The 24,618-nt window shown below is 44.2% G+C and carries 15 protein-coding genes; 4 read left to right on the top strand and 11 right to left on the bottom strand.

The genetic code is table 11. From position 1 onward, the window contains the following. Positions 1 to 133 precede the first annotated feature (133 nt). On the top strand, positions 134 to 3,010 hold the full coding sequence (locus DWW23_RS19940) for a hypothetical protein (protein ID WP_122355458.1): 2,877 nt from the start codon (positions 134 to 136) through the stop codon (positions 3,008 to 3,010). Between the two features lie 940 nt (positions 3,011 to 3,950). On the opposite strand, the gene DWW23_RS19935 is transcribed toward DWW23_RS19940, so the two are convergent. The 4 genes from DWW23_RS19935 to DWW23_RS19920 are packed head-to-tail and all read right to left on the bottom strand — an operon-like array spanning position 3,951 to position 11,500. Further along, on the bottom strand, positions 3,951 to 6,320 hold the full coding sequence (locus tag DWW23_RS19935; RefSeq protein WP_222941118.1) for an ABC transporter permease: 2,370 nt from the start codon (positions 6,318 to 6,320) through the stop codon (positions 3,951 to 3,953). Between the two features lie 22 nt (positions 6,321 to 6,342). Then, positions 6,343 to 8,748: an ABC transporter permease gene (locus tag DWW23_RS19930; protein WP_122355454.1), complete on the bottom strand. Its 2,406-nt coding sequence runs from the start codon at positions 8,746 to 8,748 to the stop codon at positions 6,343 to 6,345. An 18-nt stretch (positions 8,749 to 8,766) separates the two neighbouring features. Continuing rightward, entirely contained in the window at positions 8,767 to 10,017 is a 1,251-nt protein-coding gene (locus DWW23_RS19925) for an efflux RND transporter periplasmic adaptor subunit (protein WP_122355452.1), read from the bottom strand. Positions 10,018 to 10,021: 4 nt separating this feature from the next. Then, positions 10,022 to 11,500 carry a TolC family protein gene (locus DWW23_RS19920; protein ID WP_122355450.1) on the bottom strand — a complete coding sequence of 493 codons (1,479 nt, stop codon included), beginning with the start codon at positions 11,498 to 11,500 and terminating at the stop codon, positions 10,022 to 10,024. A gap of 168 nt (positions 11,501 to 11,668) precedes the next feature. On the opposite strand from DWW23_RS19920, the gene DWW23_RS19915 reads away from it, so the two are divergent. Both DWW23_RS19915 and DWW23_RS19910 read left to right on the top strand, forming a co-directional pair. Continuing rightward, positions 11,669 to 13,033, top strand: a complete 1,365-nt coding sequence (locus tag DWW23_RS19915; protein WP_122355548.1) for a sigma-54 dependent transcriptional regulator — start codon at positions 11,669 to 11,671, stop codon at positions 13,031 to 13,033. Further along, positions 13,030 to 14,031, top strand: a complete 1,002-nt coding sequence (locus DWW23_RS19910) for a PAS domain-containing sensor histidine kinase (protein ID WP_122355448.1) — start codon at positions 13,030 to 13,032, stop codon at positions 14,029 to 14,031. Before DWW23_RS19915 ends, DWW23_RS19910 begins: the two co-directional genes overlap by 4 nt. A 3-nt stretch (positions 14,032 to 14,034) precedes the next feature. Here DWW23_RS19910 and DWW23_RS19905 read toward each other — a convergent pair whose 3' ends face one another. The 6 genes from DWW23_RS19905 to DWW23_RS19880 form a co-directional block, all read right to left on the bottom strand. Then, positions 14,035 to 16,716 (bottom strand): response regulator, encoded by a 2,682-nt coding sequence (locus DWW23_RS19905; RefSeq protein WP_122355446.1) that lies wholly within the window; start codon positions 16,714 to 16,716, stop codon positions 14,035 to 14,037. A gap of 104 nt (positions 16,717 to 16,820) precedes the next feature. Then, complete coding sequence (locus tag DWW23_RS19900; RefSeq protein WP_122355444.1) at positions 16,821 to 19,208, bottom strand: TonB-dependent receptor; 2,388 nt, start codon at positions 19,206 to 19,208, stop codon at positions 16,821 to 16,823. A gap of 75 nt (positions 19,209 to 19,283) precedes the next feature. Continuing rightward, entirely contained in the window at positions 19,284 to 19,697 is a 414-nt protein-coding gene (locus DWW23_RS19895; RefSeq protein ID WP_122355442.1) for an ATP-binding protein, read from the bottom strand. A gap of 2 nt (positions 19,698 to 19,699) precedes the next feature. Further along, positions 19,700 to 21,649, bottom strand: coding sequence for a SpoIIE family protein phosphatase (locus DWW23_RS19890; RefSeq protein WP_122355440.1), 1,950 nt, complete (start codon positions 21,647 to 21,649; stop codon positions 19,700 to 19,702). 6 nt (positions 21,650 to 21,655) lie between these two features. Further along, positions 21,656 to 22,600 carry an ABC transporter substrate-binding protein gene (locus DWW23_RS19885; protein ID WP_122355438.1) on the bottom strand — a complete coding sequence of 315 codons (945 nt, stop codon included), beginning with the start codon at positions 22,598 to 22,600 and terminating at the stop codon, positions 21,656 to 21,658. A gap of 10 nt (positions 22,601 to 22,610) precedes the next feature. Beyond that, positions 22,611 to 23,345 (bottom strand): anti-sigma factor antagonist, encoded by a 735-nt coding sequence (locus DWW23_RS19880; RefSeq protein ID WP_122355436.1) that lies wholly within the window; start codon positions 23,343 to 23,345, stop codon positions 22,611 to 22,613. A gap of 275 nt (positions 23,346 to 23,620) precedes the next feature. Here DWW23_RS19880 and mnmD point away from each other — a divergent pair, with 275 nt between their 5' ends. Beyond that, positions 23,621 to 24,277 (top strand): tRNA (5-methylaminomethyl-2-thiouridine)(34)-methyltransferase MnmD, encoded by a 657-nt coding sequence (gene mnmD / locus DWW23_RS19875; protein WP_122355434.1) that lies wholly within the window; start codon positions 23,621 to 23,623, stop codon positions 24,275 to 24,277. Position 24,278: 1 nt separating this feature from the next. Here mnmD and trxA read toward each other — a convergent pair whose 3' ends face one another. Beyond that, entirely contained in the window at positions 24,279 to 24,593 is a 315-nt protein-coding gene (gene trxA / locus DWW23_RS19870) for a thioredoxin (protein WP_122355432.1), read from the bottom strand. Between the last annotated feature and the right edge of the window lie 25 nt (positions 24,594 to 24,618).

Raw genomic sequence — 24,618 nt, 5'->3', positions numbered from 1 at the left:
GTTTGGAACTGACGGTGGTGTGTGTATCCGCACGAATTGCGTTCGTTTACGCACGGTAGGGGAATTTTGCTATAAAAAAAGTGAAGCTACTTGGTTATATTTTATAGTTTTGTGGTCTGTAACTCTATAAAATATGCAGATACCTACGTTTCGATACCTGTTTTTAGCTGTATTTGGCTTGCTTACTTCTTTAAGTATGCAGGCACAGTTTCTTGATTACGGTTCTGATCCGGCACGCTTCAAATGGAACATCGTTAAATTGCCTCATTATAATCTGGTCTATCCGCAGGGAAACGATTCGATGGCTTATAAATATGCACTCTATCTGGAGAATGCTTATCCGCATTTGCAGAAAACGATAGGTATCGGCATGCAGAAAAAGTTTCCGGTGATCCTTCACCCGGCTAATATGTCGTCCAACGGCTTGGTATCGTGGGCACCGCGCCGTATGGAGCTGATCACGACACCTTCCTCTAAACTCGACGGGGTAAGCTGGGATAAACACCTCGTGCTGCATGAGTCGCGCCATGTCCTTCAGACCAGCAAGGTTATGCGGGGCTGGTTTAAACCGTTATATTATGTGATAGGCGAACAGGCTGCCGGTGTGGCTGCTTTTTTCATGCCGAGCTGGTTTCTGGAGGGCGACGCTGTCGGAACGGAGACTTCCATGTCGAACGGCGGGAGAGGGCGGTTGCCGGAATTCAGTATGCCTTACCGTGCCCAAATGCTGGGAGAAGGTAAGAATTATTCGTTCGATAAATGGTACCTGGGTTCTTATAAGGATTATACCGGCGATTATTATGCGTTGGGGTATAATCTGACTTCTTTTGCCCGTCACCGTTTCGGACCGGATATCTGGGATAAGACTACCACTCGTTATGTGAACCGTTTCTTTGCGATCCCGATGTTCAGCAATGCTTTCAAACATAATGCAGGAATCAGTATCGACGGACTGTATAATGAAACATTCGGTTTTTTGCGTAAAGAGTGGGAAAAGATGGATACGGCGGCTGTCACGCCTGCTTTCCTTTCTCCGGCATCCGGGATGTACACCTCCTACCGTTATCCGCAGGCCGTGAACGATTCGACGGTCATTGCCGTTAAATCGGGAATACAGGATATTAATTCGCTGGTATCGGTAACGAACGGGAAAGAGAAGCGGCTATGTTACCTCGGTACGATCAATAGCCGTCTGAACCTGGCGGGCAATCGGTTATACTGGACGGAGGTCGTTCCCGGACTCCGCTGGACACATGAAAACTATTCCGTTATCAAACAGTATGACCTGGAGACCGGGCGGTTGACGACACTCACTCCCCGCCAACGTTATCTGGCTCCGGCCATCGATAAGGATAATCGTACAGCGGCTGTTTCCCGTTTTACGGTAAGCGGTGAAAACCAGTTGGTGTTGGTCGATCTGGCAACAGGGAAGGAACAACGTTATTTTACAGTGCCTGATAATGCCTTTTTGAAAGAACTGACTTTTGGTGATGATGGAAAGATAACCGCTGTGGCAGTTACCGATACCGGGATAAGCTTGTTACAACTGGATACGCAAACCGGTGCATGGAGCGAGTTGCTGGCAACTACCTCTGTGAATATCACTGCTCCATTCTGGAGTGGCGGTAAGCTGTATTTTGAATCGGGGGCAAACGGAACCAATAATATCTATTCCCTGAACCTCCCGGATACAACCGTCTACCGGTTGACATCTGCCCGCTTTGGGGCGTTCGATCCTGCTTTTTCTCCCGGAAAAGACAAACTTCTCTATTCGGATTATCAGGCAGAGGGATACCGTATCGGTTCGTTGCCGGTCGATAGCCTGAAAGCTGAAAAGGCTGATCTGGGAGAGCCTTTTCATTCTCCGCTGGTCGCTTCGTTGGCGCAGCAGGAACAGTTCAATCTCGATTCTGCTGAACTGACCCCCATCGAATTTGCTCCCCGCCCTTACCGGAAGGGATTACATACGTTCAAACTTCACAGCTGGGCTCCTTTCTATTATGATGTGGCAGAGGCTATGAATACAGGTGCCGACGATTTGAGTACGATCGTGAAACCCGGTGTTATGGTCTTGTCACAAAATACGTTGAATACAGCCATTATGCAGGCGGGATGGTATTATCGAAAGGGCGAACATCATGGTAAGTTGTCATTTACTTACAAAGGCTGGTTCCCGGTTATCGATATAGCCGCCGACTATGGCGGAAAGGCATTCGATGTAACCTGGATGACCAACGACAAAGGAAAAGAGGTTGCGCAGGCCAAAACAGTGAAGCGGACGTTGCTGGAAGCCGAAGCACGTGTCTATCTTCCTTTCAATTTGACCCGCAACCATTATATACGTGGAATACAACCGGCTGTTGCATACTATTTTACAAACGACAAGTACCAGCAATACGAAAGCCGTACATATAGCAATTTCCAATATATCCTGCCGGAAGTGTTGTTTTACAGTTACCGCAAGAAAGCATTGCGTGATATTCTTCCCCGGTGGGGATATCAGTTGCGTCTACAATACCTGCAATCTCCTTTCAACAAAGAGAATTACGGAAGCCTGTATGCAGGGCGCCTTACTACTTACTGGCCCGGCATCCTGCGTAACCACGGGTTGATGCTACGGGTAGGATATCAATATCAGAGTGTGGACAATAAAACGTTGTATTTGCCGAAGCACCTGATCGAAAAGCCTCGTGGATATGATTTTATGTATCAGACCCGGCAGCAGGTTGCCTTTAAAGCGGATTATGCTTTTTCTCTCTTTTCTCCGGACCTTAGTCTGGGACAACTGGCTTATATCCGGCGTTTGCGTGCCAATCTGTTTTACGACCTCAACCGTAACCAGGCAGCGAAAGGGCGTGACTGGACGACACAGAGTTCTTTCGGTACTGACCTGATATTCGACTGGAATGTTTTTCGGATGAGCTTCCCGTTAACTACCGGTGTACGCTTGATACAGCCGATCGATTACGGTAAATTCCAGGCTGAGGCGTTGTTCTCCATTACATTTTAGGAAAGAATCGTTCACTCTTCACCTTTATGTATATAAGTTGTTGCTTATTAGTTGTTTATCTTGTGGTAAATCGAGTGAATGGTTTGACTAAAAGGTGAATGGTTTATCCGAACCCTTCACCCCAGCCTCCTGCCGAGGCTTTATAGAGTGAAATTGTTTACACCAGAAGAAGAAGGATACTTTGTTAATCGGTTTCGCGGTCATACATAGAAAATATTTGAGCCAATGTGGCAATATGCCCATGTGCCAATTTAGAAAGATTTGAACTATTCAGCTATAAACCATCAGTCATCAATAGGGCTGGTATAGTTACAGGTCCATTTGCCGTCGGTTTTAACCGACGGATAAGTAAATACTCTATCTCTTTGGACTTTAGTCCCATTTAAAGAGTCTCTCTATGTAAAGAGAAATGTGGCTGAAGCCAATAAAGAGAAGCAACTTGTTAACCGTCAGTTAAAACTGACGGCAAATAAACCTGTAATGGCTAAGTCACTTTGATAAAGGGATAGCCCATTATTGATAAATTCCGAACCTTTCCCTTAATCCTACTATCATTCATATAATTGGGAACTAATCGGAAAGCAATATATAGCTAATGGTAAACATATTATCCGGTCGTTTTTTGACTGCCATCGTTAAGCTTGTCGACGTAGGTGGTTAAGCTTAATGACAGTGGTCGAAAAGCTTGCCGGGCATGGTCGTTAAGCTATTGGGTTATCATTTTTGTGTTAATATACTATTGTCGGCGGGTTAATGGGTTATATGATAATGGATAGTAGTTCAGGGTGAAGGGTTTGTAGTAACCATTCACCCTTTTGCTTAACCGTTCACCTGGATGTCGTATTGTAATTGTCATTATATTAGTTATATACGATAGTATGGTGAACGGTGAATGCTTTTATGTCTGAATTGCATAGATATGCTTGTCTGTTTTCCGGATTTATTCTGTTTTGATTGCTTTCGCAGGGTTTGTCCGTGCTGCTTTTCGTATCTGCCAGATCAGGGTGATTAGCGATATGCTTGCGGTCAGCAGGAAAGCAACAGCAAAAATCCACCAGGATAACGGTGCTTTGTTGGCAAAGTTCTCCATATATTTCGTGATAGCCAGCCAGGAAAGAGGTGTAGCGATAATGAAAGACAGCCCCAGCAGCCTGTAATATTTTCGCAACAGCAAATTGGTGATGACTCCCACTGTCGCTCCGTTTACTTTACGGATTGCTATTTCCTTGTAGCGCTGCTGAATATCGAAAAGAGAAAGGCTGAATAAGCCCATAGAAGATATCAGGATGGAAATTAAGGTGAAAACAGTATAAATCCGGGCTACCAGCCGGTCTTTTTCGTACATGGCACTGATCTCATCTTCGACGAAGGTATATTCAAATTCACCCCCGATGGTCTTATCATGCAATCCTTTCAGAAGTTGTATCGCTTCCTGGCGGCGTCCGGGTACAATGGAAGCCATTAGTTTCCCCGGCCAGAACAGTTCGTCCTGTACGTCTTTGAGGGTGATGACAATCGGTTGGTTGCTCTGGGAGAGGTGTACTACCTGAAATTCGGGAGTAAAACCTTTTACCAGAAACGACTCGGTATCATTATACGAATCTCTCTCCAGTTCCGTAGGGGCTTGCCCATTCTGACTGAATAACTTTCTGGCGGTTTCATTCATCAGTACTTCTTTTTCACTTTGAGGAAACTTATCTGCTGAAACCGGTATTTCATATACATCAAAGAAACTTTTGTATAGTTTCACTTGAAGGACTTCCTGCCATTCTCCTCCCGGAATACGCATATTTATCCTGTTAAACTGATCGTCCGGCAATTCATACGGGCTTTCTCCGTAAGAGAATGTCTGGAATAGGGGAGATGCTTTGAGTGCTTCCTGCACAGTAAAAGAAATATCATCAGATCGTTTCTGGTCTTCTTCTCCATAAGTCATTTTGGAAGAAGGACGTATGAACCAGGCCTTTATGATGTCCTGCGTCCGATATCCCAGGTCTGCATTCAGCATAAAATGTAATTGCTTCATAAAGAACAGGGAAGAAATGATCAGGCAACAGGTAATCACATACTGAACGACAAGAAAAAGAGAACGGGTACCCATTTTGTTTTTTCCGGGAGTAATTCCCTGAAGCGAACGGATCGTTTGCCGGTAGCTGTAATTGAAAAACGGGTACAGCGTGATGATCAACGGCAATCCGAGCAAGAGGATAAGGGTTAGGACTGTGTTGAAGGATGAACCGACAGTAGCGATGATACCCAGTTGATTGATTTGCATCGGCTGGGTGATCTCGATGATCATCCAACTAAGAAAAAGAGCGATAGCTGTCAGTACCAGATTCTCTGCATATAGCTGGATAAACAGTTGTACAGGTCTTGCCCCGAATACTTTTTTCATTCCCAGTTCACGGCCTCGTTTAATGATAACGACCGAGCTGATATGAATAAAGTTGAACAAGCCGATAAATAATAACAGTATGGCGACAAACGACAGTATTTTCAGGCTGTCGGCATTTCCTTGCCGGAAAGTGTCCTGTCCTTTGTCAATGGCTTTATCCATATACAGTTTGTCGAGCGGTATGACCTGGAAAAAGAAACTTTTACTACCCGCCTTATGAAAGTCCGTTTTGAGTTTCTCGTTGATCTGTCTGGCATCGACACCGGGAAAAGCCAGAGCGACACTGAAATAATTAACCGGCGGCCAACGCCATTGTAGTTCTTTGGATATCAGCAGGTCGAAAGCTAGCGAACTTTGTGTATGTGGCTCTCCGATAATACCTTTGATAGTCAGAATATTTCCGTTATAGTCAAAGCTCTTGCCGATCGGACTTTCTTCACCGAATAATTTCTGTGCAAACCGTTTTGTGATGACGGCTTCTTTAGGGTCAGTCAATAGCCGGGAACGGCTTCCTTCTATGACCGGGAAGTCGAGTATCTGAAGGAAGAAGGTATCTGTTGCCAGGACATGTGCTTTGAATCTTTTTTCATCGACTTTGATCTCTGCATTACCGAGGGAGACAAAGGAGGTCCTTTGCTCTATTTCCGGAATGTCCAGCGGATTGACGTAGTCTCTTTTCATGAGTACGTTGTCTGTTGTGCATAAGAGTGTTTTTTGTTCTCCCTCCCCCCAGTGGCGTACACTCAGATACATCCGTTCATGATTTTTATTGAAATGATCGGTCGTCGCTTCGCTATATACATATCGGCTGATAATGATAACACAGGCCAGGCTCAATGCCAGACCGAGTACATTGATAACAGTGTATAAACGGAAACGCATCAGTGAGCGTATGGCTAGTAGGATGATCTTCATGGGGATGTATTATATAATTAGTTTATTCGGATTTGATAGCTTCGGCCGGATTGGTCCGTGCCGCTTTCCGTATCTGCCAGATCAGTGTTGCCAAAGATATACCGGCCGTAATCAGTAAGGCGACAGCAAAGATCCACCAGGAGATAGGTGCTTTATTTGCAAAGTGATCCAGATATCTGAAGATAGCCAGAAGTGAAATCGGGATGGATATCATAAAGGCTAACCCCAAAAGTTTGAAATATTTGCGTAACATCATTGCCATGACAACATTGGTCGTTGCACCATTCACTTTGCGGATGGCGATTTCACGGTATCGTTGTTGCACATCGAATAACGATAGGCTGAACAATCCCAATGAAGAGATCAGGATGGCTATGATTGTGAATAGGGAATAGATATAAGCTGTTTTTTTATCTTCTCTATACATAGCGCTAACTTCATCCTCGACAAATGAATATTCAAATTCACCGCCAACTGTGTCGTCGTGGAGTTTTTTCAGGAAAGCAATCGCTTCCTGTTTCTTGCCGGGGACGATAGATGCCATTAGTTTCTGGCTGTTGTAATTGCCGGAATTGGAAATAACCAAGGGAGGTGTCGGTTTGGACAGGTGGGTGAACTTGAAGTCTTTTACCACACCGATGATCTGATAGGGGGGATTGGTGTCCATATCAGCCCGGCTGGTTATCCACAAACGACGTTCCGGCTGTAATAACACGGCATCCCGATTTGTTATGCCAAGCAACTTTTGTGCCGTTTCATTAATAATGAACTGGTAACTGTATGTATTATCGATCGAGTCATTCCAGAAGCGGCCCTCTTTTAATTGCAGGCCGTACATCTGTATATTGGAGGCAGACATGTAGGCTGAACAAACTTCCTTATATTCCCCATCCTGTGTCTTCAGACGAATGCCGCTTTCCTGTATATTATGGGGACTATCTCCGTATACCCATTGACGGAAGAGAGGACTGGCATCCATCTTCTGCTTTATTTCATCATCCAGCCGGTTGATATTATTGAAATATTTTGCCCGGTCTTCATCCGGCATACTCCATACATTGCTGGGGTGCTGAATGAACTGAACTTTGACAATGTCTTTTGTCTTATAACCCAGGTCTGCATTCAGCATAAAATAGAGTTGCTTCATAAAGAACAGTGAAATAACAATCAGGCAACAGGTTATCATATATTGGAATACGATGAAGAGAGAACGTGAAACGACGGAGTTACCGCTGATGTTTACTGAACGTAGTGAAGTTATAGGGGGAGTGTAGTTATATCTGATAAAAGGATATACAGAAGTAATGGCCGGTAACAGAAATAAAATACCGGTTGAAAGTAAAATGTCGAATGTCAGGTTGCTTTCCTGTGAAATTCCTAAACCGGATTCAACGGCGCCTCTGCTGATCTCTATCAGTATCCAGGCAATAAAAAGAGACAAACCTATCATTGTCATGTTTTCACACACCAGTTGAATCAGCATTTGCGAGGCTTTCGCTCCGAATACTTTCTTCATACCCAATTCGCGTGCCCGCTTTAACATCAGCACAGTATAGATGTTGATGAAGTTGAAAATACCCACCAGCAGGATCAGAAGTGCGACACCGGCGAGGACCAATACATTGCTATAATTGCCCCTTAGATGAGTGTCATCGAACAGGTTGACCGTTTTGTCGAAATAAGATTTACCAAGAGGTAACAGTTGGTAGGGTATTTCATTATTCCCTTCTTTCCTGTTACCGGTAAATTCTTTATTCAGTTTGTTTATATCTGTACCTGGAGCCAGTAATACAATAGCATGGAAGATACGTCCCCATCTCTCTTGCAATTGCCAGGAAACGAGCAGGTCGAATTGAATGGAACTCTTGTCGGCAGGATCGTCAAGAACTGTTGTGATTGTAAGTGTTTTACCAATAGAATGTTGTATGCTTTTTCCTACTATATCCTTGTCTGTGCCGAATAATTTACGGGCAAAACTCCGGGTAATGACTGCTCCTTGAGGATCTAGCAACGCCACTTGCTTGTTGTCGGCAAATACCGGGTAATCGAGTATCTGCAGAAAGGTGGTGTCGGTAACCAGAATGCGGGTGTTGTATTTTTGGTCATCAATCAGTACATAATCCTCTGCAAAGGAAGAGTACGGAGCTACTTTTTCAATGGATGGGTTATTGGCCAGCCGGGCGTCTCCTATGCCTGTTTTAGGATTGAAATTGTAAGAAAAGCGAGGCATTATCTCGCTGTCGAAATGTTGGGTAACCAGACATATGCGATCCAACTTTTTGTTGAAGTGATCGACTGTCAATTCCCGATATACATACCGGGAGATAATCATAACACATGCCAGACTCATTGCCAGTCCGAGTATATTGATTACAGTATAGAGTCGGAAACGGCTAAGTGAGCGTATAGCAAGTAGTAATATTTTCATGGTATCTGTTTTCTGCTTTTATTTCAGAATCAATTCTTCCGCGTCGCCAAAAGTACTATATCCGGTGACAATAACCTTGTCGCCTGCTTGTAACCCGCCGGTGATCTCATACTGCTGCGGATTCTGGCGGCCGATGCTGATGCTTACTTTACGTGCTTTTGTTCCTGCCTCGTTCAGTTTATATATCCATTGTCCGCCGGTAGTCTGGAAGAAATCTCCGCGGGGGATGACCAAGGCTTCTTCCGGCTGTCCCAGTTCGACCTGTACACGGAAGCTTTTTCCGATACGGACATTGTCGGGAGATTCTTCGGTGAAGACAAGGTCGACATCGAAGTTACGGTCTTTTACTTCCGGTACTACTTTGGTGATACGCAACGGATATTTCTTTCCCTGCCAGGTGATCGTGGCGGGGAGGCCGGTGGTGATGCGGTCGATATAATATTCACTGAGTGAGGTATGTATTTTGAACTGGTCGAGTACCTTGATCTCGGCGATAGCCTCTGTACTCTGTACCTGTTGGCCCGGAGTTACTTTGACGAAACTCAGCTGTCCAGCCAACGGAGCACGGACGATCAGGTTCTCCATACGTTCCTGAGCGCGGTCGAATTTCTTTCGTTCCCGTTCCAGGTCGTTCTTCATCAGTTCGCGGCGGAGGATGGTTGCTGCACTGTCGTGGCGCAAACCTTCCAGTTGCAGAGCCGTACTTTGTGTTTTATATTCGAATTCATCCCGCTGTACTTCCAGCTGTGCTTTACTTTTTACACCCATACGGAACTCCTCTTCATCGAGGGCGAAACTCTTTTTCAGTCGGTTGAGTTCGTAGGTCGTTTGTAGCGTCTGCTTCTGCAGGTCCAGGCTTTTCTGTTCCATTTCGATCTCTTTTTCCTGGTAGGAGATCAGCTGCTTTTCCCATTCGTCCCGCTGGTCGTCGATAGTACGTACCAGGTCCGGATTATTCAGGGTCAGGATGGTGTCTCCTTTTTCCATCATAGTCCCTTCTTCTGCCACGATCCGTTCGACGCTTCCGGCTTCCCGGGCATTTATCTTAATGGTCAGGATCGGTTGAACGACGCCCTCCACATCTACGTATTCGAGGAATTTATCCGCTTGTGCTTCACCGATAATAAGGTTGTCGGCCTCTGTACGTAGTTTTCGTCCTCCGGATGCAACGATGGAAACGTACACTAGGAGGATTATAAAAGCTACACCTCCGGCAATATGCCAGCGGTAACGGTAATATACGGGTTTCTTTTCAATAGGTCTGTCCATTATTTTATTTCATTAATTGTTCGTAATCGAATGTCAGTTCACGGCTTTTCTCGAAGTCGTAGCCGGTCATACTGCGCAGTCCGTAATACAAGCTCCAGTAATTATATAAAGCCGTGATATATTCTCTTCGTGCCCGGTCTTTTTCGCTGATGGAAGCGTTGAGATCGAGGATAGTGGATTTGCCCAGGAGGTAAAGTTTCTGTGCCACATCGTTCCTGCGTTGGGCGGTCAGGTCGGTCTTTTGGGCGATCGTCACTTTATCTGCCTGCAGGTTGAACTGTTTGACCATTTTGATGACGTTCAGTTCGAAGTCGTTGCGCGATTGTTCTACTTCGGTATATACTTTGTCGCGATTGCTGAGAGCCACTTTAACCTTCCCTTTGCCTACGCCCCAGTCCAGGATCGGGATTCGTATGCCTAGACTGACCAGCTGCTGGTCCAAAGGATTCCGGTAAGCCTCTTTCAGTTTCTCATTCGTCTGTGTCAGTCCGAATTGCATGTACAGGTCGGCTTTGAAGCCGCGCGAAGCTTTTGCCTGTGCAACGGCACTTTCACTTTCAAGCCGACGGCGCTGCAGATATTCCGGCTCCGGATTGTTTTCATAAGCCAGTCCCAGAGCCTGTTTTACATCCACATTGAAATGCGGTATTTCTTCATTTACATCGGCAACCAGTTCGGAGGCATTATTGATCCCCAGGTAACTGCGTAGAGACTGGATACAGTCGTCCACTTCGATACGGGCGTTCATCATATTTGTTTGCTCGGTCAGCAGGTTAAGCTCTAGTTGCAGCATCTCGTTTTCTGTGATCGTCCCGATATTATACCGTCCTTTAGCATATTGGAACAGTGTATCGGCATTTGCGTAATTATATTGTGCTATTTCCCAGTTCGTCTGTGCAGTTGCTAGTCGGAAAAACTGTTGGGTTGCCTGTGCGGCTACCAGTTCCAGTGTTTCTACCAAATTCTTTTGTGATTCGACATAGCGGATAGGTTCGATTTTTTTATCCCACTTGAACTGATTGTATCCGAACAGGTTTTGCTCATATCCGACAACTACCGGCGTACTGTTATACGAGCTGGTCTTTTCCGAAAACAGATCCAGTCTTTGTAAGGCCGTCTTTACGAAGAGGCTACCTCCTGTAAACGGTATATTCTGATTGATCGTTAAACCGGCATCTATCATCAATTGGTTACGATGAACGAAACTCTCTCCTCCGTCGGGTAATGTAACCGAACTGATCGACCGGTTCAGCGAAGGATCGGAGGTGAAAGTAAGGCTCGGCAACATGTTTGCCCGGAAAGAACGCCAGTTCCAGTAAGATGCCCGGAAAGAATGACGAGCGGCAATAGCCTGGGGCGATTGCTCCTGTGCGATGCGTACAGTCTCTGACAAAGTCAGATGTAACGTGTCCTGCGAGTAGGCCGGAAATAGGACCGTCGTTGCAAGGATTATGGATAATATGTAACTTTTTATCTGTTTCATATTCTATAAGAAACAAATAGTATGCCATATTTATAACCTGTTGATTGATAGTTGTAAAAGAAACGATGCGATTGCTTTTGTAGTGCGTGTGCGCACGAAAAACGTTCGTATTCGCACGCACATACAATGGCTTTTATACTTATCTTTACAACCAAATCAGAAACAGGAATGAAACAAGGGAAAATATTAATCATCGATGATAATGAAGATGTGCTTTTTGCATTGAATCTGCTGTTGGAGCCTTATGTCGAACAGATCCGTGTCACTACGCAACCGGAACGGATCGAGCATTTTATGGAAAGCTATGTGCCCGATGTGATTTTACTGGATATGAATTTCCGGCGGGATGCCATCAGCGGGCAGGAAGGTTTCTTCTGGCTTGAAAAGATAAAGAAGACAGACCCGGATGCTGTCGTTCTTTTTATTACGGCTTATGCCGATACGGAAAAAGCTGTACGTGCCATTAAGGCCGGGGCGACGGATTTTATACCTAAACCCTGGGAGAAAGAGAAGTTGCTGGCTACCTTGTCTGCCGCTCTGAAACTTCGGGAAAGCCGTACCGAGGTTCGGTCGCTGAAACGTCAGGTAGCAGCTCTTGAAAGTTCGGAGGATGACGGGTTTGAGATTATCGGTGAAAGTAATGCCATGCAGGAGATCTTTACGACGATCGAGAAGTTGCGTGATACGGATGCAAATATCCTGATTCTGGGTGAAAACGGTACGGGTAAGGATCTTGTGGCACGTGCCTTATATCATCATTCGCCACGCAACGGACAGGTATTCGTAGGGATCGATCTGGGGAGTATCCCTGAACAACTTTTCGAGAGTGAACTGTTCGGATATGAGAAAGGAGCTTTTACCGATGCCCGTCGTGATAAACCGGGACGTATGGAGGTGGCTACCGGCGGTACACTTTTCCTGGATGAGATCGGTAACCTGAGTCTGCCTATGCAAGCTAAATTGCTGACAGCGATAGAGAAACAACAAATCACCCGTTTAGGAGCGACACGTCCGATAACCATTGATGTCCGCCTGATCTCGGCAACCAATATAAATATTCATGAGATGGTGGGAAAGGGAACTTTCCGTCAGGATTTACTCTATCGTATCAATACGATAGAACTGCATATTCCTCCTTTACGGGAACGTGGTAATGACATTCAGTTGCTGGCCGATTATTTTCTTGCCCGTTATGCCCGTAAATACAAGAAAGATATCAAAGGTCTCTCACGTGATGCACGGAGTAAGCTGCAGAATTACAACTGGCCGGGGAACGTCCGCGAATTACAACATGCGATTGAACGGGCAGTGATCCTATCTGATGGCATGATGCTGAAACCGGAGAATTTCATGCTTCAGCCTACTGCTTCGAACAAGATTGCAGAGCTGGAAGAGCTCAACCTGAGCATTCTGGAGAAGGAAGCGATCGAACGTGCTTTGCGGCGTGCCGAAGGGAATGTGACCCGTGCTGCCGAACTATTGGGAATTACCCGTTTTGCCCTTTACCGGAAACTGGATAAGCTGGGCCTATGAAACGATATATTATCCTGATAAAGATCGTTTTGATTGTATTGCTCTCGCTGGCTATTGCATTCCTTATATTGAAAAGCCTTTATTTTACATCTGTTATGATGGGGGCTATCCTGGTCGTACTGGCTTTCTCTTTGTATCTGGACCAGCGGAAGACGATCCGCCGGATGGAGCATCTGATTGCGAATATCCATTACGGGGATCTGAACCTCTCTTTTCCGGTGCCTTCTTCCGGAGGTGCTGAAGCCCAGTTGACCCGTTCGATGAATGAAGCCTTGAATGCATTCCGCTCCCGGCTTTATAACTCAGTAGTGGCGGAAGCTGAGACGGATGCCTGGCAGAAATTGATCCGTGTCCTTACGCACGAGATCATGAATTCGATCGCCCCCATTATCTCCCTGTCGGAAACGGTTACGGAACGTGCTGCTTCGAATGGGATGAATGAACGTGATTATGCCGTGATGCTACAGGCGATACAGACCATTCATCGCCGTAGCAAGGGGTTGCTCGACTTTGTGGAAAATTACCGTAAGCTGACGCGTATTCCGACTCCGACCATGCAGATATTTCCGGTATCGACTTTGTTCAGTGATTTACAAAAATTGGTCCCGGCAGCGGGGATACATGTCGTTTACTCCATTCATCCGGCAGAACTTAGATTGTATGCCGATAGGAGCATGATCGAACAAGTCCTTATCAACCTGCTGAAAAATGCGATAGAAGCCTGTTGTGACAGTGAGTTCCCTGAAATTCATATAGATGCTTTCAGGCGGGAGGGGATGCCGGTCGTAACTGTATCTGATAACGGCAGCGGTATCGTGCCTGAAGCATTGGATAAAGTGTTTGTCCCTTTCTTTACAACCAAACAGGGAGGATCGGGGATCGGATTGAGCGTCTGCCGGCAAATTCTGAACCGGCATGGCGGTAATATAACCGTTGCATCGGAAATAGAAAAAGGAACCACATTTACCATGCAATTCCCCGGTACACGTGCAATTTAGTTGTTATAGGAGTTCTGTTATTTTCTTTTTCAGGTCGTTGGGCTTGATCGGTTTGGCAACGTAATCGTTGAATCCACTCTGTTTGACCCGTTGTTCATCTTCGGCAAAAGCAAAGGCTGTTACGGCAATAATGGGTATGACCGTATTGTCTTTACGTATTTCTTTTGTTGCCTGGTAACCATCCATAAGCGGCATTTTGAGGTCCATCAGGATCATGTCCGGATGGTATTTCTTATAGAGGTCTACTGCTTCCTGACCGTTCCAGGCATGTACCAGATTGTATTCTTTGAGTATTGCTTTTATATATGTATAGTTGCTTTCATTATCTTCCGCTATCAGTAAAGTGGATTTTTTACTGTCATTCCCGATAGAGGTATTGCTTTGTATTTCTATTTTTATCGGCTCGATAGGAGCAATATGTGATTCTTCGATCACGGTGTCAGGCAGGGTGAACCAGAAAGTCGATCCTTGTCCCAGTTCCGATTCTACGCCGATATCTCCCCCCAGCTTCTGTATGATCATCTGGCAGATGGATAACCCGAGTCCGGTTCCCTGTGCGAAATTATCTAACTTGACAAAACGTTGGAAGACACTGTCTTTGACGGTCTTGTCGATGCCACAGCCTGTATCGGAGACAAAAAATACTAATTGACTTCCTTTGTGTGTGTATCCGAAACGTATGCCTCCCTCTTTGGTAAATTTGATCGCATTGTTGATAAAGTTGGTTATTACCTGCGACAGACGGTTTTTATCCGTCCTGATAATACAATGGGACATTTTCTCTACGAACGAAACCTGAACACCCTCTGCTGCTTTGAGGCGTGATGTTTGTTCTATATCACATAACAGTTGGTTGATATCGACATCCGAGTAAACAAATTCGAGCGTATTGGCCTCTATCTTTGCCAGGTCGAGAATATCGTTTATCAATTGTAACAGGAGTTCGTTGTTGTTGTTGATGATATTGATGTATTCTTCCCGTTCTTCCAACTCATCAGTCATGGCCAGTAGGCCGGAGAAGCCGACGATAGCATTAAGCGGCGTACGTATTTCATGGCTCATATTCGCAAGGAATGCCGATTTCAGGTGATCGGATTCTTCCGCTTTCTCTTTTGCCAGTCTTAACTCGTTTTCTGCCAGTTTCTGTTTGGTGACATTCTCTTTTTTGAATACGACACCCAGTAAATTATCCTTTGCATCCAGTATCGGGTTAGCAAATACGTGTGTATATTCGCCCGGAGCACATTGTTTGACTAACTCGAAAGGTTTCCGGCTTTCCATAGCGGAGATCAGAGCGCATTCGTCACAATACGGCTTTTGTCCGTTCTTGACCAGGCAGCAGTTTTTAGGACCGTATTGAGGTCTGCACGGCATTTTGATCTGGTTCTCCCATTTGACCGAATAATCCGGTTTTATGAAACGGATAGAAGATTGTATGTTATTCATGATGATAACATTATCCTTCTGTATATCCAGCAACTCGTCTTTCAGCCGGTTGGTCCTGAACAGGAAAAACAAGATCATGACCAGGAAAAGCAGTAATACGCATGCTACAATCAACAAAAGTTCGAATCTGTATTTTACGAACAGGTTTCCGTCTATATTGATCAGTATGGAGTCGGCAGGCAACTTACTTCTTTCTATGTTGAATTCTTTTAGTTTTTTGGCATCGAAGGTGTAGGTATTGGGTATATTTACCGTCTTCATATCCTTTAACAGTACTTTCTTTGTCTGGATATCAATAACCTGTTTGGCAAGATCTTTTCCGATAGGGCGGTATTTGGGGATATATCCTCCTATGGCCCAGTGGCTAAGTCCGATCGAAGTCAAAGTAAAAGCCGGAATCCCGGGGTTGCCTGACATCATGGTGTAGGTGGCATTCCCTACATAGTAACCGTCGTTTACGTCTACGCGCCACGTCCCTAATAAAATGACAGTCTCTTTAGGTAACTTTTTTATTTGTTCGACAACCGTATAAATATTGTTCTTTCGTCCGTCCAGCAGGATCAGGTTTTGGTCAGGAAACTCTTTCAGCTCCTTTTTTACCAGAGCCTGCAAGGCGATGCCGCCGTAGCTGTTGTCTGTTATCAATGCAAAATGTTTTGTTGCAGGATAAAGATCGAGAGCGAGTTCAATGTTCTTTTTTATATCATAATTATAGGTAAATCCCGATAAATGGTATCCGTTGTTTGTGTAACTCTGAATATCGATGCTTTCCGGATCCCATTCGGTCAGTCTGGTACTTGAGTCCGGTAGGATAACAGCATTGCTGCTGACCATTCCGCATACAATAGGAACCTCCTTCAAAATAGGTTCATCCTGCGACAGATAAGAGGACCATCCTTCCTGACCTAAAATAATAATAACCTGAGGTGTGCTTTCGTTACTGTATTTTTTCAGCAAAGTTTCCATTTTTCCTTTCCATAAAGGAGCTTCCGGTAAACTCTTACAGTTCATGTTCTCGATAATGACCGGTGCTGTACCGCCCAGATGCTTGTATTCCTCCATGAATTCGGAAATATTCTGCGTCGTATTACGGGTATCCGGATTATAAGAACTGATAATGAGGATTGGATGAGTGTCATCTTCGGCATAGCCTGGAACAGTCAATAATAAACATACAAGTATGAATAGTATTCGTATGTGGTATGTAATATTTATATTTTTCAGAATCGTTTTAAACATTGATACCTTATCTGTTACAGTCTGTATTCCCGGCTACAAAAATAAGCATTATTTGTAATCTATGCAGAACTATGGCAAATAAAAACGCAAGAAAATCAAGGGTATTATATTTCTATCATAATGCCGATGCTGGGCAATAAGGTTCCTGTCATACGTTCTACCGGTTTCAGTTCATATCGTTGCTCTTCTTTAGGTGCTTCGGGGTTCACGATCTTTCCGGTTTTTATGTAGACATCCTGTTCTTTATATTTCGAATTAAGCACATTCTGCAGGTCTATATAAAGTCCGAGCATGACTTTCTTAAGGTAAAACGTTTTGTCTATGCGCAGATCCAGCTGGGTGAAAGGTTTCAGGCGTTCGCTGTTGAAGCGGCTGTAGTCGTAATAGAGGCTGCCGCTGGCATCCCAGGCTTCCACATAACTGCTTTTTTCCACATCGTAAGGTGTGTAAGGGGCACCGCCGACTACCCGGAACTTGGCACCTATATCCCAATTCCGGGGGAGTGAGTAGGTACCGCTGAAAGTGAAAAGATGTTTGTTATCCCAGGCAGAAGGCAGGTATTTGCCTGTCTTTCTGCTATCTTTGAACTCACTTCTTACGTATGTGTAGGAAGCGATAAAAGTAAGTCCTTTATAATTATACCAGCGTCCCATCAGCTCCATGCCGTACGCATGTCCGGTAGCGGTGGAAGTAACGGCTTCGTTTCCCAGTACACCATAGTCTGTTCCTTTGGATGCCAACGGAATACTGTCGATGGATGACATCGGATAATGGTTATACTGTTTGTAAAATCCTTCTGCCGTGAATTTCAGATAAGAAGCAGGACGGTATTCCAATCCTAAGCCAGCCTGATCGCTGCGGATATATTGCAGGTCGTTGGACTTGTTGATGTAATTACCGTTGTTATCCTTGAATCCCATAACGGTATAAGGAGGTAGTTCATAGTAGCGTCCGGCATTCGCATTCAGATATATGTCTCCGGCAATCCGGTAAGACAATGAGAGGCGTGGAGATAGCTGGTCTAGCATATTATTCATTTTGGATGAATAATTATTGGCATCCGTACGAAGTCCGAGGGAGGTGGTAAAGCGTTCATTGTCGCTCTCATAGATCGCTGTGGCATATAATCCCCATTTCCATACACCCAGATCGGTCTGATAGGTTATTTCTTTGGGTACAGTGATAAATTGTTTTTGAAAAGTACGGTTGGTATATTCCGAATAATCGATATTTCCACCTACTTGTAGCTGTATATAGGGAAGACGGAAAATATTTTCGCTGCGAAATTTATTCTCAATCTCGTCCGAGCGATAATTCAATGTAAGGTTATCCGGTGTACTTTCATCGTTGTCACGGTATTTGATGTTCTTGTTATTCATCTGGCTACGGCTTACGATCAGCGAATAAATATTTTTTCCTGTATAATGTTTGTAGACGGCTCCCAGCGTGTATGTTTTTTGTTTGACAACGGGCAGATAGGCAAGGATATATTGGTTTTTCTCACTCATATCTTTCATGTCGGTGTTCAGTTTCATATCGTCGATGGCACCCAATCCAAGAAATGTCAGTTCGTTTTTCTTGTTGAAAGAATGTTTGATCTTGAACTGTGCATCCGTGAAGGTCGGCAGAAAAGGAAGTCCGATCATATCGAACAGGAATTGCAGATAGGAACGTCTGACGGATACCTGGTAGGTCGTTTTATCTCCTATAGGACCATTGACCGACAGGCCGATATCGGAGGCTCCAAGCACACCACGCAGGGAGAACTTTTCTTTATTACCGTCCTGTAGTTTGAAGTCCAGTACCGAACTCAGTGCATTTCCTCTGGCTGCCGGGAAAGCTGCTGAATAGAAATTGACTTCACGTATGAAATCGGGATTGATAATTCCGACCGGTCCTCCCGAAGCTCCTTGTGTAGAGAAATGGTTAATATTCGGAATTTCTACTCCATCCAGGAAAAAACGGTTTTCGGACGGTCCGCCGCCTCTTACCATCAGGTCGTTCCTGAATGCAGCTGTGGAAGCTACGCCGGGAAAAGATTGTACGACACGTGAGATGTCCCGGTTCCCGCCCGCGCTCTTTTCAATCTCTTTAAATCCGATGACACGCAGACCGAGCGGACTTTCAGCCGTTTTACGAAAAGGGGAGGCAACGACACTGACTTCCTGCAAGTTTTCACTGGCAGGATCCAGTTCGATGGGGAAAAAGATATCTTTATTGGCAACACGGAATTCTGCCGTTACCGCAGGTTTGTATCCGAGAAACGAAGCCTGCAGGCGATAGCTGCCGGGGGCGACTCCCGTTATTTCAAAATTACCGATAGAGTCGGTAGCCGTTCCCTGTGTCGTATTCCATATAATAACGGTTGCATAGGGGATGGGTTCCCCGCTTGCCGCTTCTTTTACCATTCCCTTGATGGAATAAGTCTTCTGTGCCTGTGCTATCTGAGTACAGGCAAGGAATAGAAAAAAGACAACAAGCTTCTTTATCATCTTTGTTTTTATTTTAGGTCCACAAAGATAAATAAAATGACGTGATAAACTGAGGTAATCTTTGTAAACTCAGCTTTACAGGTCTTTTTTCATTATCAACCGATTCTCTTCTTTCAGACGCAGATATGAAACTTCATTCATGATGCTTCGGATAAGAAAAATACCCAGTCCGCCGATTCCCCGCTCTTCTATGGGCAGTTTGATATCCGTATCGGGTACCTGAGTCGGGTCGAACGATTGTCCTCTGTCTGTCAGCAAAAAGATCAATTGCTGAGGACTGACCGTTACTTTCAGTAGTATTTCATGATGTTCGCCTTCGGGATAGGCATACATGATGACATTTACTACTGCCTCTTCCAATGCCAGGTTGATATTCATGATCGTTTCAGAAGATAAATTGAGGTCATTACCTAACTCTTCTATAAATTCCTGTATCCGGGAAATTTCTTCCAGATCGTTAACTATTCTGATTTCTCTACTGCTTGTCATAATCAATTCCTTTCCTGTTTTTGATTGTTCGGTTCATAATGTATTACCAGTATTGTCAGGTCGTCGCTTTGTTCCGCCAGTTGTACGTGGTGGGCAACTGAACAGATAACGGAGCTCACAATGGCATGTATATCCTGTTGGGAATTGGCAGATAATGTTTTTATCATATTAGCTTCTCCGTACAATTCCTTTTTGGCATTTTCTGCCTCTGTTATTCCGTCTGTGTAAAAGAATATTTTAGTACCTTTTTCAAGATAAAAGATCTCGTTTGTATATTCATGGTCAATCATGATACCGACAATCAAATGTGTCCGGGCTTCTATTAACGAAACCTTTCCCTCTGGGGAAACTTGTACAGGTAAGGTATGTCCCGCGTTACATATCTTTAACTCTCCGCTATGAAGGTCCAGGACGCCGACAATGAGCGTAATGAACATATTGGTTTCGTTATTTTCTGAAATAGCGTTATTCATACCCGATACGATTGTTGCCGGTGAGTCTGTATGGCGTGAAAACGAGCGGAACATACTGCGCGCAATAGCCATAAATAAGGAGGCGGGAACTCCTTTTCCCGATACATCGCCTATGATAAAATAAAGCTTGTCGTTCTCGATGAAATAGTCATACAGGTCACCTCCGACTTCCCGGGCCGGCTGGAGTATCGCGTATAAGTCTACATCCTGGCGGCTGGGGAAAGGCGGGAATGTTTTAGGGATCATTCCCATCTGGATTTCCCGGGCTATGGACAGTTCGCTTTCAATACGTTCTTTTGTCGCCGTAGTTTCATGGAGTTTTATCACGTAATCGAATAGCGATTGTTGCATATATGCAAGTGAATCGTGTAACATTTTTATTTCGTCATATGATTTAACCTCTGGCAGTTTCACATTGAAACGGCCGGTAGCTATAACTCTTGCCGATTCGGAAAAGGCTGCGAGCGGTTTTACCAGCCGGCGGATAATGATATGGATGACGAAGAACAGAACAAGCATTCCGGTCAGTAAGCCGAATAGTATCTGCCCGGAGATGGTATCCAGGTCTTTTAAAATTATACTGGGTGGACAGACATTGGCTACTGACCATCCTATGTGAGGTATGGATGAATAGAAAATATAAGCGGGATTACCATTCAGTTTAATTTGCGCTGTATGGGTCTGTCCGGCCAACATTTCTTGTCCGACATTTTCCAAACCTGTATTATTCGAGGTAAACGCATCGGTCAGGATCGTTTCATTCATTATTTTCTCATGGTCAGGATAAGTCAGATAACTGCCGTTGCGGCTGATCAGGAATGTGAAACTGGATGAATACGGTTTCAACTGATCTATCATGGTCGTGAACCGGGATAATGATATGTTAGCTGTGAAGATAGCATACACTTTTCCTTCCTTGTCTAATAAAGGGAGCGAATAGGTACTCATTATAAAGTTGCCGCCTCCCTGGTCATAATAAGGCTCGCTCCAGTAATCCTGCTTTAGCAACTTAGGGATCAGGTACCAATCCATACAAGGATAATCATAACTTTGACTGCCCAGTAGCGAATATTCCGTTTTTTTGTTTATAACCGACACGTAGGGCATGAAATATTTCCCTTTTGTTTTATAATAGTAGGGTTCGAATGCGATGCCACTACTTTCTATGAGGTCGTTATTCTCTGCTACGGCGGCTATGATGCGGTATAATGAGTCCGGGTCGTTCAGGCTTTCTTCTATCGTCCAGACTGATTGGTACATCGTTGTTTCTACGGTCTGTAACAGATTATTGATCTCGATAGCCGTATTGTATAATTGTCCATGCGTAGATTTGATCGCATAATCGGTGACCTTCTCACGACTGTATGAATAGAACAGCACTATGATGACGGCAAATACTACCAGTGCGAATGAGAGTACATAGACACTCATGCGGGTGGCAAAAGACTTGAATTGAAATATTTGTCTAAAGGGGTGCATGGGAGATTATTTTACGAAATCTGTATAAAGTATCTTTTTCTTTTCCTGTTCATCCAGCAGGATATCTGTTGCCTTTTTAAAGCCTTCCGGGCTTAGGCGGAAGGTCCGTTTGTCGGAACTTTTATTTGTTTGCAAACGAAGTACTTCTTCCAGCATTTTTCGTTGATGATAACGGTTGGTCCCGATATTGTTCTCGCGAATGATCTGCATCAGTATATCGAGTGTTTCTTCTTTGTGCTCGTTGGCCCATTGCCATCCGCGGATGCTGGCACGTACCAGTTTTTGGACCATTTCGGGGTGGGATTCATAAAAAGGTTGAGTAACATAAAGTCCGTCTTCGGGTAAATCATATCCGAAGTCAGTAAAATGTAACGAATAGAAAGAATCTGTTTTCAATCCGCATTCGAAAAGTTGAATATATTCATTGTAACTTCCTACAAGACAAATATCCACAGCTCCGGTCAGGAAAAGGTTGACACCTCCGTTGAAGCGTATCCATTTTCCGTCGAGTTCATAATGGGCGGCAAAGCGATCCAGCAGGTCTTGACTTAAGTGGTTCCAGACAGCTATTTCCTGATGGCGTAACGAGCTTATATCTTTCAGAGGATGTCGGCTGACCAGTATCAGGCTGTTTTCTTGTGAGGTTTGCATGATATTGACAATGGGAGCACCGGCTGCCCTTGCGGTTAAAGCGAACGACAGATTCATGACGGCCGCCTGTGATTTTCCACTTTGCAGGACTGAAAAAGAACTTTCTGAAAGGGCTGTATGTACAATTTGTATATCAATCCCTTCTTCTTTGTAAAAACCCATTTTATCGGCGACGTAATAGCCGGCAAATTGAGCCTGCGCCGTCCACTTGGGGGTGATGGTGATAGTTTGCCCTGAAAGTGTACCGTATGCGGAGATCAGGATTAGCAGAATATAGTATATGTGTTGTTCTCTTTTCATTGTGGAGCTTCTAATGAATGTTGAACAAAGATGAGCAACCGGTCATGTCGAATATTTTGCGTATTTCGGGTTGCATATTTTTCATGATCAGTTGTCCGTGCTGACTACTTACCTTTTTTTGCATCAGAATAAAGCAACGCAATCCGGAACTGCTTATGTATGTAAGATCTTCACAATTGAGGATGATTTCGATCGCGCAGTTTTCCAGTAAAGGTTGAAGGGCGAATTCAAATTTACGGGCGTTAACCGTATCCAGGCGTCCTTCTATGGTGATAATAGCTCCCCCGGCTACGCGGCAGATGTTAGTGTTGAAAGAACCTTCTTCTTCCAGGCCAATCTCTACCCTTTTGGTCAACATTAGAAAACTTTGTGAACCATTCGAATGAAAAGCTACTTCATCCATTGTCTTGAATATAAGGAAAAATTCCTGTCCCCCGGTTATGAGAGTTTCCAATGATAATTTATCAGTGTCGGCAAAAGGAACGGTAGGATCGGAATTTAATCCGTTATGAGTGATCATGCAGGTGATATCTCCGTTGACGTGGCTTAATTTTAGTTTGATATCACTTTTCTCTTTACTTGGATATGCATGGTGGATAATGTTACTGACAGCCTCTTCAATAGCGAGACAGACACGCCTTGTCATATTGGAAGATATGCAAAGGCTTACCCCCGCAGATTCTATAAATCGTGTGACATTGATTATTTCAGATAAGTCGTTTGCGATGATAATTTCTCTTTCCATTTTCCTATTTATAAAATTCAGGACTGAATATTTTTACTGCGGCAAATGTATGGGATTGTTTCAGAAGTTTCGGTGAATCAAGGGGTTTGAGTTTTGACAGATTGTATATATCTTTTAGTGAATCATATATTTGGGATGAAATCTGTGAGAATAGAACCTTTTTGCAGGTATAATTTTTGTTTGTCTTCGAGTATTCTGTAAATGTAGTCTCATGGCGCAAACTATATTTTTATATCTTTGTATGTTTGTAAAAATACAGACAGGTCAGAAAATATATGAAAAGAGAATTGCAGGAGACGGCAGATGGCAGTCATACATTGTTCATCCCGGAGATGGATGAACATTATCATTCGGTAAATGGGGCGGTGCAGGAATCACGTCACGTTTTTATTGAAGCCGGATTGCATCGTCAGGAAAAAAAGGATATTACTGTTTTTGAAGTCGGCTTTGGTACGGGATTGAATGCTTATCTGACTCTGCTGGCTGCAGAAAATGAGGACCGTTCCGTTGATTACTTTTCTGTGGAACTTTATCCGCTTGATCCCGCTTTGGTCCGGGCATTGAATTACGGTGATATGATCTGTCCGGAAAAGAAAATGTTGTTTACTGCATTACATTCTGCAGCCTGGAATGAACCGGTAAAAATAACCGATCATTTTACTTTACATAAGATACAGGGAGATAATAACAGTTGTACACTGCCCGAAGATATGGATCTTATCTATTTCGATGCCTTTGCTCCGGATAAACAACCGGAGATGTGGAGTCAGGAGATATTCGATAGATTATATGCACATACGTCGGAAGGAGGGATTCTTACTACCTATTGTGCCAAAGGAGTAGTTCGCCGTATGATGCAGAAGGCCGGGTATTCCGTTGAAAGAATACCCGGCCCCCCGGGAAAACGCGAAATGCTCCGCGCTATAAAATAAATTATAAAAGAGCGTCGACCTTAGCAACAAATGCCGGTTTCTGTGCAGCACCTACCTGTTTGTCAACTAACTTTCCGTCTTTAAAGAAAAGTACGGTAGGAATATTGCGAATACCGAACTGGGCAACAACATCGTTATTGTTGTCTACATCCATTTTTCCTATGGTAACGCGACCTTCATATTCGGTTGCCAATTCATCGATGATCGGGCTTACCATGCGGCAAGGACCACACCATTCTGCCCAAAAGTCAAGGACCATAGGCTTACCTGAGTTTACCAACTCTTCAAAATTTGCATCTGTAACTTCTAGTGCCATAATTATATATCTAATTTAAATTGTT

Origin of the sequence: Parabacteroides sp. AF14-59, assembly GCF_003479515.1 — a bacterium.
Classification (GTDB): domain Bacteria; phylum Bacteroidota; class Bacteroidia; order Bacteroidales; family Tannerellaceae; genus Parabacteroides; species Parabacteroides faecis.
This window is presented reverse-complemented; position numbering and strand designations above follow the sequence as displayed.